Raw genomic sequence first — 13,953 nt, forward strand, 5'->3', positions numbered from 1 at the left:
CCGCGCACAAAAGAACAGGGCCGGCAATGACCGGCCCTTTTTTTTGCGCTATGACGAAGTCAAGCGTCGAGAGTTGGCATCCGTGCGGAACACGATCGAGAGTTCGTCGGTGCGGTGATCGCGCAGTTGGCCGAAGCGGTCCATGGCGGCGAGCCGGCCCTGTAGGACGACGGTCTGCAGCGTGCTGTGATCAGGCGATTTGCCGCAGACAGGGTCGGCGCGTTCGGCATTGCCGGTCAGCAGATATGACTGGCAGCGACAGCCACCGTAGTCCGCCTCGCGCGAGTCGCAGGACTGGCACGGGGCGGGCATCCACTGCGTGCCGCGATAGCGCTGAAACGCCGTGCTCGATTGCCAGATGGTCTTCAGCGGCATGTCCAGCACGTTGGGCAAGTCCAACCCCGGCAGCATGCGCGCGGAATGGCAGGGCAGCGCCACGCCATCGGGTGCGACACCCAGAAAGGTCGTGCCCCAGCCGTTCATGCATTTCTTCGGGCGCTGCTCGAAGTAGTCCGGCACCACATAGAGCAACTGGCAGCGTTTGCCGATGCGCGCGCGGTAGTCATTCACCACGGCTTCGGCTTCGCGCAACTGCTCGATGGTGGGCATCAGCGCCAGGCGGTTTTCCCACGCCCAACCGTAGTACTGCGTGTTGGCCAGTTCCAGATATTCCGCGCCGATCTCCAACGCCATGTCGATGATGGCGCCCACGTGCGGCAAGTTGTGCCGGTGCATCACGCAGTTCATCACCATCGGATACCCATGCGCCTTGATGAGGTCCGCCACGCGGCGCTTCAGCTCGAAGGTGCGCGTGCTCGACAGAAAATCGTTGAGCTCGCGTGTGGAATCCTGGAACGACAGTTGAATGTGGTCCAGCCCCGCCGCACGCAATGCGCCAAGCCGCTCGTCGGTCAGGCCGATGCCCGAGGTGACCAGGTTCACGTAGAACCCCAGCTTGTGCGCGTGCGCGACCAGCGCTTCCAGGTCTTTGCGCAGCAGCGGCTCGCCGCCTGACAAGCCAAGCTGCACCGCGCCCAACGCGCGCGCCTGCGTGAAGACCTCGCACCATTGCTCGGTGGTCAGTTCCCGGTCGTGCTGGGTGTAGTCCACCGGGTTGGAGCAGAACGGGCAATGCAGCGGGCAGCGGTACGTCAGCTCCGCCAGCAGCCACAGCGGTGGGCCCGGAACAGGCGGCTCCGCCGGTACGAGCAACGACTCGGCGTTAAATGAGCCAGCCGCGTTCGAGTGCATGTTTGACAAAGGCGTGGACCTCCGGCGCGATGCCCTGCACGCCAAAAGCGGATTGCAGATCGTCGATCAGCATGTCGAGGGTGTGGGCGCCATCGCAGCGCTGCAGGATCGCGGCAGCACTGTCGTTGAGCGTGACCATGCCCTCGGGGTACAGCAGCACCCAGCTCTGCTGCGCGTCTTCCCACTGCAGGCGGAACGTCCGGTGCAGGGTGGGGTGGCTTGGATCAGGCAAGGACGGGGTCATGGGCGTGGGCCTGTTGAATGGCATCAAGGATCGACCAGAGGATGTCGAGCTTGAACTGCAGGATGTCCAGCGCGCGCTGCTGCTGCTCCGGCGTGCGGAAGTAATCGAGCGTTACGCGCAGGCCATGTTCGACATCGCGCGAGGCCAGCGGAATGCGCGAGCGGAAATACGCCAGCCCTTCCGGCTGCACCCACGGATACTGCTCGGGCCATCCGGCCAGCCGCTCCTTGTGGATGTCGGGCGCGAACATCTCCGTCAGCGACGAGCACACCGCCTCCTGCCATGGCGCCCGGCGCGCAAAGTTGACATACGCATCCACGGCAAAGCGCACGCCCGGCAACAGATGCTGGTGCGACCACAGCTCGCTGCGCTTCAGGCCCACTGCTTCGCCCAGGCGCACCCAGCTTTCGATGCCGCCGGGCCGGGTGTCATCGCCGTCGTGGTCGTGGATGCGGACGATCCACTCGCGGCGCGTGTCGCGGTCGGGGCAATTGGAGAGGATGGCCGCATCCTTGAGCGGGATGTTGACCTGGTAATAGAAGCGGTTGGCCACCCAGGTGCGGATCTCTTCCGGCGTGCATTCGCCCGCGCGCATGCGCAGGTTGAACGGGTGGTGGATGTGATAGCCCGCCTGCTTGGCGCGCAGTCGGGCTTCAAACTCTTGGGCGGTCCAGGCAACAGGATGTGTCATAGCGAGATTTCCATGCCGTCATAAGCCACCTCGATGCCATGCGCTTCCAACTCGCGGCGTTGCGGCGAGTCTTCATCGAGGATCGGGTTGGTGTTGTTGATGTGGATGAGCACCTTGCGCGCGGCCGGCAGCCGGTCGAGCGTTTCGATCATGCCGCCGGGGCCGGACTGCGCCAGGTGGCCCATGTCGGCGGCGGTCTTGGTGGAGAAGCCGAGCGCCAGCATCTCGTCGTCGGTCCAGCAGGTGCCGTCTAGGAGTACGACATCGGCGGTGCTCAGCTCTTCAAATACGTGCGATTCGATGCGTGCGAGGCCCGGTGCGTAGAAGGCGCGTCGCCCGCTCTTGCGATCGACGATGCGCAGGCCGATGTTGTCGCCGATGCGGTGTGCGTTGCGGCTGGGCGAGTAGGGCGGTGCCTTGCTTTCCAGCGGCACCGCCGTAAGCTCCACGGCATCGAGCGGTGGCACCGCAAATGCGGAGCCATCCAACGCAAGCGCGCGCGTATCGAGCCCGCAGTAGTGCGACAGCATGCGCGTGAGCGGAAACGCCGTGGACAAATCGCTGAGCACCGCTGCTGACGCATAGACGGGCAGCGGTTGCCGGTGCTCACGCAGCATCAGCAGGCCAGTGACGTGGTCGATCTGTGCGTCGATCAGAATCACGCCGACGATGCCCGTATCGCGCGGCGCACGCGCCGGTTGCAGCGCAGGGGACGCACGCAGCTGCGCCAGGATGTCGGGCGATGCGTTGACGATGATCCAGTTGTGGTGGTCATCGCCCAGCGCAATGGACGACTGCGTGCGCGGTGTGGCGCGCAGCGTGCCGCGCCGCACGCCATCGCAGTTGCGGCAGTTGCAGTTCCACTGCGGGAAGCCGCCACCAGCGGCTGAGCCAAGAACCCTGAGTATCGTCATGATGAAGGGTCTGTTTGCATATGAAACGCGCGCACGTTGGCTCGAGCGGGGGCCAGATGCGCGAAGGACGCCGCCGCAAAGGGTTGTTTACTTTGCAAGGCGCGCCGACAAAGCAGATGGCCCCAGGATCGGAAAAATTCGGGGCCAACCCGGAGGGCGAGGGGCAGATGGGCCGCATGGCGTCGTTGTGGCCGGCTTGCTTGGAACGACCAAGCGGCGCCGTCCACGCCTAGCCCTGCGGCCCATCTGCCCCTCGCGTGCGTGCGTTTCATATGCAAACAGACCCTAGTCCAACGTGTTGGCCGGATTGAGCAAGAAGCCGGCCAGCTTGTGGGCGAAATGGAGGGCGGAAAAAAAGAAGCCCGCCGTGAACTGCAGGCGGGCCCAGGAGAACGGTGCGTTCCGCTGCGCGATGTCAGCGGTTAGCGATGTACATCGTGATCTCGAAACCCAAGCGCAGTTCGGTGTAGGCGGGCGTGGTCCAGGTCATGTCTCCTCCTTGAGGCGTTGGCATAGTTAGTGAGTGTGGTGTGTCATTGCGCGGCTGGCACCGGTGTGTTGCCGAACGCAGCCGCACGCCAATCAAGGCAACATCCATGCCCACTTCCGCCTGGCCAGACACGTCGACTTGCATGCGTCTTCGCACGCCCGATGGCCATCGTTTGCATGTGCGACTGTGCGGGCCAGGCACCGGCGAACCGTGGGTGGTACTGCATGGCGGCCCTGGCAGCGGGTGCAGTCCGTCAATGGCTGATTGGTTCGATCCGCTGTGGCATCGCGTGGTGTTGCCGGACCAGCGCGGCGCCGGCCACTCGCGTCCGGCTGGGTCTCGGCGTCGCAATGCGGTGGGGGCGCTCCTGGCGGATCTGGAGCAGTTGCGCACCACGCTTGGCATTGCGCGCTGGGGCGTGGTCGGCGGGTCGTGGGGCGCAGCGTTGGCGTTGGCGTATGCCGATCGGTTTCCCGACGCGGTGGCGGCGCTGGTGCTGCGAGGCACCTTCCTGATCGGCTTCGACGACGTGCAGGCCCTCTTCAATGCGCGTGGCGCCGGGCGGGGTCTGCTGCGTGGCGTCGATCGGCGTGGCACGGGTTTCCCCGGGGCGCGTGGGCGCCTGCTCGTTGCAACAGACATGTTGCAGGCTGGTACACCTGTTCAGAAATTGAACATCGCCACGCAATGGCAGCAGGCGGAGCGTCGATTGCTCGGTCTGCCACTGGCAGGCAATCGCCAGACGTGGCCGCAGCAGAGGGCGTTGTTGCACAAGTACGCGCTTCAGGCGCATTACCTCGTCGGTAGGGCGGGGCTGGGGAAAGCAGCGTTGCTCAGGGCGGCAGTGCGTATCGGCGCAAGCGGGTTGCCGGTAACGCTGCTGCATGGGCGACAAGACAACGTTTGCCGATCCGATAACGCGCTGCGCTTGCAGGCGTTGATGCCGCAAGCGCGGCTGGTGTGGGTGCCTGGCGGGCACCTAGCGACAGGCGAAATGGCCCAGGCGCTGCGCGATGCGATTCGCGCGGCAGCGTGGTCAATCCCCGCGCGGTAGGCCGCCGGCTTCGTCGATTTTGCGGTAGACGGTATTGCGTGAAATCCCCAGCGCCTTGGCGGCCGCCGAGATGTTGCCGTTATGCGCCTTCACCGCCGCCAGTATGGTCATGGCTTCCACGTCGGCAAGCCGCTTGGGTGCCGCGTCCGTTGCCGGCGGAGCGGGTGGCGCCTGTGCGGCGTTCACACTGTCCGCAACCGGCGCGGTGCTGTGGCGCGCGTGCCAGTCTTCGAGAAAGTCATCGGGCAAGTGCTCCACCGTGATTTCCGGTGCGTCTTCGGCCATCAGCCGGGCGGTGCGCAGCAGATTGCCGAGTTGGCGGATGTTGCCGGGCCAGTGGTAGCTGCGGAACATCTGCGCCACCGGTTCGCTGATGGGTGGGGCGTCGGCGTGTTCCTGGCGCAGCAACCGGTTGGCCACGGCATCCAGGTCGCTGCGCTCGCGCAACGCCGGCAGGCGCACGACAAGGCCGTTCAGGCGGTAGTACAGGTCTTCGCGGAACTGGCCGCTGGCCACCATCTCGCGCATGTTGCGGTGGGTCGCGCACACCACGGCCACATCCACCTGGATCAGCTTGTTGCTGCCCAGCGGCGACACCGCGCGCTCCTGCAGCGCGCGCAGCAGGCGGGCCTGCAGGTGCAGCGGCATGTCGCCAATCTCATCCAAGAACAGCGTGCCGCCGTTGGCCAGCACCATCTTGCCGATGCCGCCCTTCTTGCGGGCGCCGGTAAAGGCGCCTTCCTCGTAGCCGAACAGCTCGGATTCGATCAGCGCTTCCGGAATCGACGCGCAATTCACGGCCACGAACGGGCCGGCGTGGCGCGGGCTGTCCGCATGGATGGCGCGGGCGAGCAGTTCCTTGCCGGTGCCGGTTTCGCCCAACACCATCACGGTGATGTCCTTACCGATGACCTTGCGCACCTTGCCGATGACGGTCTTGATCTGCGCATCGCCCGTGTCCAGCGCGTCCAGACTGGCGGCTTGCCGGGGCGGGGCGATATAGGCGCGGCTGGTCGGCGCCGCGTAGGACTCGCCAGCCCCGTCGTTTCCGATGGGGCTGCCGATGGCGCTGCGTGCAATCGCACCCTGCCGCTTCCATTCCACGCGGGCGAAGACCTTCACGCCGCTGGGCAACTGCAACTGCACGATGCCCGCCGGGGCGCCACGCTCCGTGTCGATCAACTGCGACATCGACAGGTTGAACAGCGACGGAAAAGTGTGCGCCTGCAACGCCCGGCTCGACAGTCCAAGCTGGAACTCCCCGCTGCGGTTGGCCGACAGAAAACGCCCGGCCGGCGTGAACGCCGCAATGCCTTCCACCAGCGTGCCGATGAACTCGGGCCGCGAGTGAAAGTGAATGCAGACCACGTCCTGAAACGTGTTGGCGAACAATTGGTTCTCAATCATCTGCGCCGACATGCGGACCAGCGCCATGGTGTGCTTGTGAAAGCCACGATGATCCCCCGTCACATCCAGCGCGCCCACCGTCTTGCCATACGGATCAAAGATGGGGGCGCACGAGCAGGTGAGAAACCGGTTGGCTTCCAAGTAGTGTTCAGCGGCGTGGACCAGAGTGGGCCGGGCCTCCGCCAGCGCCGTGCCGATGGCGTTGGTGCCCCGGCTCTCTTCCGACCACGACGCACCCGGCTGCAGCGCCACCTTGCTCGCCTTGGCCAGAAAATCGTCATCGCCCAGCGAATGCAGGATCAGGCCGGAGGTATCCGTCAGGATCACCATGCTCTGCGTGTTGACGATCTGGCTGTAGAGCGTCTCCATCACGGGCAGCGCGTGCGCAAACAGCGACTGGCTGCGCTCGATCTGTGTTTTCAGCTCGCTTTGCTGCACGGGGCAGAAGTCGGGCGATTCGTAGGGGCGCAGGCCATACGATTTCGAGCGCTCGTGCGATTGGGCAATCAACCCTGGCTGATCGTTGTCCGTGGCGTCACCGGACGCAGAGGACGAGGCGCGGGCACTCTCGGAAGCGCCCAGGGCGGCTGCCGCGTGGGGAATCATGGTTGTCTCCTTGAAGTCGCCCGCGATCTATGCGCGGGTCGCCCGGCTCGCCGTTGTTGAGGCGCGGACCGGAAGTGTTGCGCCATGAAGCAAGACGCTTGCCAGGGTGTTGCATTCCTGAGCACCGTCCGAACCCTTTTCTAGGTCTTGGCGCACCACCATGTCAACAGACCCGGGGGATGTCGTTTTGATTTGGCGCAGGTTCCGCTCTTGGTATGGCTCTTGCAGAAATGCCCGCAAAAGACATTTCAACGACACAGGAGACAACTCGTGAAACTGCCCCGCAACCTCTTTGCGCTGCTATCTGTCTGCACGGTCATGGCCGGCGGACTTCCCGCAACCGCAAACGCCCACGGCGATGTCACCCCGCAAGCCGTGGACACGCACACCTTACCGCAACTCGGCAGCGAATGGCGTCAGGACAATCCATACCGCGCGCCCGGCAAGGACCATGACGAAGCGCTGCGCATTGGCTCGTCGGCATTCAACCAGAATTGCGCGCGCTGCCATGGGCTGGAGGCGATTTCCGGCGGAATTGCGCCCGACCTGCGCAAGCTCGATACCGATTGCATGACGATGCCGGCCGGCAAGAAGCAGGACGCCTGCTTTGCCGAGGTCTCGCAGTACATGACCGTCACCGTCCGCAAGGGCCGCACACGCGATGGCCGCGTCTACATGCCGCCGTTTGAAGGCGTGCTGAGCCAGGAGGCCATCTGGTCGATCAAGACGTACCTGGAATCCCGCCGCGTGCAGGAGTAACGCGCGGGTTGTCGTTCAGTCCATCACGTCTATCAGGCCTATCGCGCCTATCCATCAGGAGCGTTTCCATGATCGCCCACCCTTGGCCAGACGCGGCCCGCATTGGCCGCCGCCTTGCCGCCTTTCTGCTCGCTGCGGCAGTGGCGCTGTTTGGCGCCGCACCCATGCCCGCGCATGCCGACATGGCAAAGATTCGTCAGACCGGCAGTCTGAAGATTGCGTTGTACAAGGGCTTGCCACCGTTCTCTGACAACGTGGGCGGTCAGTTCACCGGCATCGACGTGGCGCTGGCTAATGCGCTGAGCAAGCAGATGGGGCTCGCGCCCGCGCTGCTGCCATTCGATGCGGATGACGATAGCGTGTCGGACGACCTGCGCAACATGGTCTGGCGCGGGCACTACCTCGGCTATGGCCCCGCCGACGTGATGCTGCATGTGCCCGTCGATCCGGCTTTCATCCGGCAGAACCGCGAGGTGCAGATCTTCGCGCCCTACCACCGCGAGACCTTCGTGCTGGTCTATGACCAGGCGCGCATCCATCAGGTCAACCGCTTTGAAGACCTCACCGGCCAGGTGACCGGCGCGGAAGGCGGCACGGCCGGCGCCAACGCGTTGCTCTCCAGTGCGCAAGGCGTGTTGCGCGACAAGGTGAAGATCTACCCGCACGCAGACGATGCGCTGCGCGCGCTGTTTGCCGGCGATGTCGCGGCGGTGATGGTGATGCGTTCCGAATACGAAAGCGCGCTGAAGGCGAAGGGCGTGCCTGCGACGCGCTTTGTGGCGACGGAACTTCAATCGCCGCTGCTGCCCGCGCACGGATGGGCCATCGGCATGGCAGTCAGGGCAGATCAGCCGGAGCTGGCACAGGCGCTGGACAACGCGCTCAACGCGCTGCGTGCCAGTGGCGAGTTGCAGCGCATCTTCGCGCGGTATGGGGTATCGATGGTGGCGCCTTAGGTTGGCGCCGGTTGACTAGAGCTTTTCCGGCGACACGTGCTTGGCTTGTGGCAGCGGATTGACGTTGCCTTCAAAGTGCGAGCCTGCGGGCATCTCGGAAAGATGGAGCTTGGGCTCCCGATGCCCGTCCGCCGGCGCGTCGTGCTGTTCCATGAACGACATTGCCGTGCGCCGCCGCAGCAACTGCGCATCACGCGATGGCGTTTGCAGATGGGATTGGGATTCTCGCCACAGCTCGGCGGTGAATTTGAGCCCGGCGCGCAGTGCGTGCGTGCTTTCCTGTTTGCCCCTGCGCTGATCGGAGACGCGTTCAATGCCCTTGCGGATAACGTCTTCCAGAAAGGTGATGCGTGCGCGGTAGTAGTCCGCATGCATCTGCGCGTCGAGCACGCGCTGTTCGGCCTGATACAGCTCCATGCGCAACTCGCCCAGTGCGCGTTCGGCCTGCTTTTCGGGAGAGGGGGCTTGGTTCAATGCCCAGTTTGCAATCCACCGCAACATGGTAAGGCCCTCCTGTTTTGCCCTGCGCGTGCGCCACGGGTTTGCCGCAGACAGCACGCGTTGAGCGCGCTTCGATCAGAACCAATCTTTGCTTGCCGAACAGACTAGCAAAAAAACCAGACCGCTTGCGCACGTGTGCCGCAGGCGCTGTTGCGAAAAAGGGGCATGATCCGTTTGGGTGAGATGCACGCCGCCCGAAGTTCTGGTTTGATGGGTGATTCTCAGGTGCGTAAATGCCTGCCACGGCAAATCCGGCCTGCCGGGCCGCAACCGATTGCGCGCCGCGCCTACGCGCCAAGCTGGTGCGCGAACGCTTCCAGGCTCGTCAAGTTGCAGTTGAAAGTCCGATCCGGCGTGGTATCGACTAACGCTTCTGCACCAAATTCCAGCGGTCGCGCGATGAAGCCGTTCGGAACGCCTGCACCGCGGCCGCCCCCAGAGCGTACTTGTGCGATGCCACCCTCATGATTTTGTCGGATGCCACCTTCCAGCGAACGGACGGCGAGCGCATCGACCATGGGGCGGGCTGGAAAGGCTGCGCCAGTTCATTGGTCAGGATGGTGTTGAAGCGCAGACCGCTGTCACCTTGAGGAGTGATCGGTTGAAGCACATGCGTGCGCTTTGTGGGCGATGCCGTGGCCTTAGCGGAAGCGGTACGTGAGTGACGCCATGGCAGTGGTCTGCTGGCGGCGCTGCGTGATCGGGCTGTCAGCCGCATCGCCGCGCAGGCGTGCGACGGTGACGGAGCCGTTGGCCGTCCAGCGGTCGTCCAGCTTGCACGTGACGATGGCGTTGACGTGGATATCGCGCACACCGGCATGTGTGGCGAACCCCGGCAGACCCGAGCGCGCGCTCTGCCCATCGTCCACGCCGAAGAACGTGCGCATGTACTGGCCATTCGTCCACGACACACCGGTGCCCAGGCTGAACAGCCACCGCCCAAGCGGCGCACTGGCATACGCATCAGCATTGACGATCAGGCCCTGGCGGTTGCCGAGGATGTCCTGTTCCGCATCGGTGGACAGGGTGAGGAACGACACCGTGTATTGCGCGAACGCCTTGGCGCGCACCGTGGCGTTGACGTTGCCCAGACCATTGAGCCGCGCATCGTCGTGCGCGTGGCGCCAGGTCGGGTCGAACTGGAAGTTGCCGCCTACCTGCCAGGTGTCGTCATTGGCGAGGTACACCCCCGCGAAGTCCATGCCCTTGGAGAAAAAGCGGTGCTTGTATTCGATCTCCTGATCGATCCACGGAAACACGAAGCTCGATTTTGCGCCCGGGTATTTCGGTGCCATGTAGATGGACGGGCCGATGGCGATGCTCCAGTCGCTGGTTTCGCTCGCCTCGTTGGCGGCGGCACAGGTGGCCGCGATGGAGAGCAGGCAGGCAAGAGCAAGGCTGGGCAGGGCGCGCGAAACGGACATGGACGTGTGCGGATTGGAGGCCGGGAAATGCGGCGGGCACGTCATTCTATGGGAACTGGATGATGGGGCGCAGTGCGGCAAGCGTCGGCTCCCGACGGCGGTTGATGACCGTGACCCGGATGTCGTCGGTATTACGCAGGCGGTGCAGATGGAAGGGGCGAAGCGTCTACCGCATCTGCGTTGATGCGGTGCTAGGCGGCAAAAAAAACGCCGGGAAACTCCCGGCGTTCTTCATGGCGTGACTGCCTTATTGCTTGGCAGGCTCAGCGGCCTTGGCAGCCGGAGCAGCGTCGGTCTTGGCTTCCGACTTGGCAGCGGCCTTCTGCGTCTTCTGGGCCTTCTTCTTGGCGTGCTTCTTCTCGTGCTTGGCTTCAGCCTTCGGGGCCGAAGCGGCATCGGTGGTCGCCGTCGTCGCAGCAGCAGCGGCCGGAGCCGGTGCGGCAGCCGGTGCGGAGGCGGTGCCAGCGGCGAACACGGGGGCTGCGAAAGCACCAGCAACGATCAGAGCGGCCAGGGATTGAGCGACTTTCATGTGAGACTCCTTCAGATTCATCAAGCGGGATGTTGGGACTCCAGATACATGGATCTCGTCCCATATTGCGATCCATGCCTCCTAAAACGCCCCACATCGCGAGCCCGTGCACCGCTGTTTGTAAGCGTTCTGCTGACGATGTAAGCGCGCGTAACAATGGGCGCGGGTTGAGACACGTCAAGGCGTCGGCCCACCGCACGCGTATCGTAAGGGCGAGATTGGACAACGGCAGGGGCCTGAACCAGACTGCTTGCTGATGGGCGGGTCATGCCCATGCGGTGCCCGCGCATGACGCCATCTCGTCTCTTCTTCTGATAAGGACAACTCGATGAATAAGCTCTTGACCACCCTCGTGGCTGCGCTTTTTAGCGCCGGCGCATTTGCGCAGGCTTCCGCGCCCGCAGCTCCGGCCGCTCCGGCTGCACCCGCCGCGGCGCCGGCACCGGCTGCCGCCGCCCCGGCCGCCGGCGATAAGGCGTCGCATCCTAAGAAGAAAAAGAAGCACGACCATCGTCCCAAGCTGCAAGACAAGAGCGCCTATGGCGTAGGCAACTGATCACCCGCCAGTCCGCCGATTTTTCTGCACACCACGGCGCCGGCCCCTCACTAGGGGGTCGGCGTTTTCTTTGGGCGGACGAGAAAGAATCGCGCTAAAGTCGCTTGACTTAGAGTGCGCTCTAACTTCTAAGCTCCGTTCATGACCACCTTCCTGACCATCGCCCAAGTTGCAGAGGCCACCGGCCTGTCGACGCACACCCTGCGCTATTACGAGCGCATCGGCTTGCTCGACACCGTGCAGCGGCGCGACAACGGCCATCGCGTCTTCCGTGCTGAAGACATGACGTGGCTCCAGTTCCTGCTGCGCCTGCGCGATACCGGCATGCCGATCGCGCAGATGCAGCAGTACGCTGCGCTGCGACGCGAGGGCGACAGTCTGGAAAGTGTGTCGGCGCGCCAACGCATACTGGAATTGCATGCGGCGGCGCTGGAAGCGGAGCTGCGCGCGCGGGCCGAAACGTTGGCTACGCTGCGCGTGAAGCTTGTCGTCTACGACGGCATCCGGGCACAGATCGAAGCCGCGGAAAGCGCGCGGGGCTCTGCTTCCTCAACTCGCAAATCAAAACGCCAACCGAACGAGGAAGCTCATGACGCTGATCGCACAAGCCGCACCGCAAGCCGCAAGCCACGCCAACCTGCAAAACGACCCGAACAGTGACCGTTATGCACGGGGGTGGCAAAAGCTGAAGGAAGTCGATGATGTGGCGGGCGAACGCGTGGTCGAGGCCCTGGCCGACATCTCGCCCGACCTCGGTCGCTACGTCGTCGAATTTGGTTTTGGCGACGTCTACAGCCGCCCGGGCCTGACGCTGCGCGAACGCGAGATCGCGACCATTGCGGCACTCACCGCGCTGGGCAACGCAGCGCCGCAACTGAAGGTCCACATTGCGGCGGGGCTCAACGTCGGGCTTACTCGCAAGGAGATTACCGAGACGATCCTGCAGATGGCGCTATACGCAGGTTTTCCAGCGGCACTCAACGGCATGTTTGCCGCCAAGGAAGTGTTTGCCGCTCACGACGCTGTGGGTGATGCGCCGGCCGGCGGGCCGATGCGCCGCGACACCAGCAACTGATCGATGCGGTGGTTGTCGATATCGAGCACTTCAATACGCAGGGGCCCGATGTCGACGCTTTCGCTCTTCTTGGGAATGCGCTTGAGTGCGTAGATGACCAGCCCGGCAATGGTTTCGACGTGGTGCTCGCCGGGCAGGTCATCCAGGTCGAAGGCGCGCTTGACGTCGCCCAGCGGCGTGACGCCGTCGATCAGGCAAGAGCCGTCGTCGCGTCGCACGATCTGCTCGTCTTCGCCCAAGTAGAGGATGTCGCCCATGACCGCGCCAACGATGTCGTCCAACGTGACGACGCCCACTACCAGCCCGTATTCGTTGACGACCGCGCCAAAACTCTCGTGCATCTCGCGAAACCGCGCCAGCGCCTGCGACAGGTTGAGCGTGTCGGGCAGCACCAGCAGGTTCTTGTCGTAGTGCTTACCCAGGTTCCGGATCACCGCCGATGACTCTTCAGACAGGATCTGCTGCAGGATGTCCTTGGAGGCGATGAAGCCGAGCACCGAATCGATGTCTTCGCGGCAGACGAGGTATTCGGCATGCGGCTGGGCGATGATCTTCTTCTTGATCGATTCCAGCGGTTCGTCAATGGAGAAGTAGACCACTTCATCGCGCACGGTCATCACCGAGGTGATGGTGCGGGATTCCAACTCGAACACGTTTTCGATCATGGTCAGCTCGTGCTTGCGCAGCACGCCGGCTTCAGCGCCGGCGCCCACCATGGCGGTGATGTCTTCGGTGGTGATCTGCTCCACACGGTGCGTCGGCACGCCGAAGAGCTTCAGGAACATGTCTGCCGCCCCGTTGAATAGCCACACCACAGGCCGCAGCACGCGCAGGCAGGTCTGCATCGGGCCGATGACGGCCAAGGCACTGCGCTCGGGGTAGAGCACAGCCAGGCGCTTGGGCAGCAGATCGGCAAAGAGGATGAACAACCCCGTCACGATGACAAAGCCGGCAATGCTGCCGATGCGCTCGGCGCGCGCGGCGGGCAGCCAGTCGCCCAACCAGGCGGCCAGCGGCCCGGAGATCTGGCTGTCCCCGATGATGCCGGCCAGGATGGCCACGGCATTCACGCCAATCTGCACGACGGTAAAGAAGTTGCCCGGCATGTCCTTGAGTTGTAGCACGCGCAAGGCGCGGGCGTCGCCGTCGTCAGCCAACGTTTGAAGGCGCGTACGGCGGGAGGCCGTCAGCGCGATCTCGGAAGCGGAAAAGAAGGCGCTGATCAGGACGAGCGCGAGGAGAATCAGGGCGGACATGGTGGCGAGGCGGTGCGTGCCGTTGCGCTGCGGCAACTGCCGGGCCGCGTGGAAAGTGGCTTCGGACGATCATGGTGCAGCGCCGATCGCTTTGTCAAACCACCGTGAGTTGAAGTGATCTCAAACAATTGTTTAAGCCCTACCGTGGGGGGAGGGAACCGAAAAGTGGTTTGCGGTGTACCCGTGCCATGGGCGATACTTGCGGCTTCGGACAGACTGCCCCGATCGCCTTGCGGG

Annotated in this window: 17 protein-coding genes; 6 read left to right on the forward strand and 11 right to left on the reverse strand. The window is 64.1% G+C overall.

The features are described 5' to 3' along the window. Positions 1 to 48: 48 nt before the first annotated feature. From pqqE to pqqA, 5 genes are all read right to left on the reverse strand, one after another. Entirely contained in the window at positions 49 to 1,251 is a 1,203-nt protein-coding gene (gene pqqE / locus ACN9M1_RS04055; RefSeq protein WP_426397603.1) for a pyrroloquinoline quinone biosynthesis protein PqqE, read from the reverse strand. Beyond that, positions 1,223 to 1,495 (reverse strand): pyrroloquinoline quinone biosynthesis peptide chaperone PqqD, encoded by a 273-nt coding sequence (gene pqqD / locus ACN9M1_RS04060; protein WP_426397605.1) that lies wholly within the window; start codon positions 1,493 to 1,495, stop codon positions 1,223 to 1,225. Before pqqD ends, pqqE begins: the two co-directional genes overlap by 29 nt. Then, a complete protein-coding gene (pqqC, locus tag ACN9M1_RS04065; protein WP_426397607.1) occupies positions 1,476 to 2,186 on the reverse strand; it encodes a pyrroloquinoline-quinone synthase PqqC in 711 nt (236 codons plus the stop codon). The genes pqqD and pqqC overlap by 20 nt, the downstream gene beginning before the upstream one ends. Continuing rightward, positions 2,183 to 3,100: a pyrroloquinoline quinone biosynthesis protein PqqB gene (gene pqqB, locus ACN9M1_RS04070; protein WP_426397608.1), complete on the reverse strand. Its 918-nt coding sequence runs from the start codon at positions 3,098 to 3,100 to the stop codon at positions 2,183 to 2,185. Before pqqB ends, pqqC begins: the two co-directional genes overlap by 4 nt. A gap of 415 nt (positions 3,101 to 3,515) precedes the next feature. Beyond that, positions 3,516 to 3,590: a pyrroloquinoline quinone precursor peptide PqqA gene (gene pqqA / locus ACN9M1_RS04075; RefSeq protein ID WP_012355514.1), complete on the reverse strand. Its 75-nt coding sequence runs from the start codon at positions 3,588 to 3,590 to the stop codon at positions 3,516 to 3,518. A 106-nt stretch (positions 3,591 to 3,696) separates the two neighbouring features. On the opposite strand from pqqA, the gene ACN9M1_RS04080 reads away from it, so the two are divergent. Beyond that, entirely contained in the window at positions 3,697 to 4,644 is a 948-nt protein-coding gene (locus ACN9M1_RS04080) for an alpha/beta fold hydrolase (protein WP_426397610.1), read from the forward strand. Here ACN9M1_RS04080 and ACN9M1_RS04085 read toward each other — a convergent pair. Further along, positions 4,627 to 6,657 carry a sigma-54-dependent Fis family transcriptional regulator gene (locus tag ACN9M1_RS04085; protein WP_426397612.1) on the reverse strand — a complete coding sequence of 677 codons (2,031 nt, stop codon included), beginning with the start codon at positions 6,655 to 6,657 and terminating at the stop codon, positions 4,627 to 4,629. The two genes, ACN9M1_RS04080 and ACN9M1_RS04085, sit on opposite strands and share 18 nt — an antisense overlap. 270 nt (positions 6,658 to 6,927) lie before the next feature. Here ACN9M1_RS04085 and pedF point away from each other — a divergent pair, with 270 nt between their 5' ends. After that, entirely contained in the window at positions 6,928 to 7,416 is a 489-nt protein-coding gene (pedF, locus tag ACN9M1_RS04090; protein WP_426397614.1) for a cytochrome c-550 PedF, read from the forward strand. A gap of 68 nt (positions 7,417 to 7,484) precedes the next feature. Next, complete coding sequence (locus ACN9M1_RS04095) at positions 7,485 to 8,372, forward strand: substrate-binding periplasmic protein (protein ID WP_426397615.1); 888 nt, start codon at positions 7,485 to 7,487, stop codon at positions 8,370 to 8,372. A gap of 15 nt (positions 8,373 to 8,387) precedes the next feature. On the opposite strand, the gene ACN9M1_RS04100 is transcribed toward ACN9M1_RS04095, so the two are convergent. The 4 genes from ACN9M1_RS04100 to ACN9M1_RS04115 form a co-directional block, all read right to left on the reverse strand. Continuing rightward, positions 8,388 to 8,873 (reverse strand): hypothetical protein, encoded by a 486-nt coding sequence (locus tag ACN9M1_RS04100; protein WP_426397617.1) that lies wholly within the window; start codon positions 8,871 to 8,873, stop codon positions 8,388 to 8,390. Between the two features lie 287 nt (positions 8,874 to 9,160). Further along, complete coding sequence (locus ACN9M1_RS04105) at positions 9,161 to 9,391, reverse strand: hypothetical protein (protein WP_426397619.1); 231 nt, start codon at positions 9,389 to 9,391, stop codon at positions 9,161 to 9,163. A gap of 123 nt (positions 9,392 to 9,514) precedes the next feature. After that, a complete protein-coding gene (locus tag ACN9M1_RS04110; protein ID WP_426397621.1) occupies positions 9,515 to 10,297 on the reverse strand; it encodes a MipA/OmpV family protein in 783 nt (260 codons plus the stop codon). A gap of 247 nt (positions 10,298 to 10,544) precedes the next feature. Beyond that, positions 10,545 to 10,829, reverse strand: coding sequence for a hypothetical protein (locus tag ACN9M1_RS04115; protein WP_426397623.1), 285 nt, complete (start codon positions 10,827 to 10,829; stop codon positions 10,545 to 10,547). 328 nt (positions 10,830 to 11,157) lie between these two features. On the opposite strand from ACN9M1_RS04115, the gene ACN9M1_RS04120 reads away from it, so the two are divergent. From ACN9M1_RS04120 to ACN9M1_RS04130, 3 genes are all read left to right on the forward strand, one after another. Then, positions 11,158 to 11,385 carry a signal peptidase gene (locus ACN9M1_RS04120; RefSeq protein ID WP_426397625.1) on the forward strand — a complete coding sequence of 76 codons (228 nt, stop codon included), beginning with the start codon at positions 11,158 to 11,160 and terminating at the stop codon, positions 11,383 to 11,385. 141 nt (positions 11,386 to 11,526) lie between these two features. Continuing rightward, positions 11,527 to 12,045: a MerR family transcriptional regulator gene (locus ACN9M1_RS04125; RefSeq protein ID WP_426397626.1), complete on the forward strand. Its 519-nt coding sequence runs from the start codon at positions 11,527 to 11,529 to the stop codon at positions 12,043 to 12,045. Beyond that, positions 11,975 to 12,460, forward strand: coding sequence for a carboxymuconolactone decarboxylase family protein (locus ACN9M1_RS04130; RefSeq protein WP_426397628.1), 486 nt, complete (start codon positions 11,975 to 11,977; stop codon positions 12,458 to 12,460). Before ACN9M1_RS04125 ends, ACN9M1_RS04130 begins: the two co-directional genes overlap by 71 nt. Here ACN9M1_RS04130 and ACN9M1_RS04135 read toward each other — a convergent pair. Then, on the reverse strand, positions 12,400 to 13,716 hold the full coding sequence (locus ACN9M1_RS04135; RefSeq protein ID WP_426397630.1) for a hemolysin family protein: 1,317 nt from the start codon (positions 13,714 to 13,716) through the stop codon (positions 12,400 to 12,402). The two genes, ACN9M1_RS04130 and ACN9M1_RS04135, sit on opposite strands and share 61 nt — an antisense overlap. Positions 13,717 to 13,953: the final 237 nt, after the last annotated feature.

The sequence above is a fragment of the Ralstonia sp. R-29 genome, assembly GCF_049913345.1.
Lineage (GTDB): Bacteria > Pseudomonadota > Gammaproteobacteria > Burkholderiales > Burkholderiaceae > Ralstonia.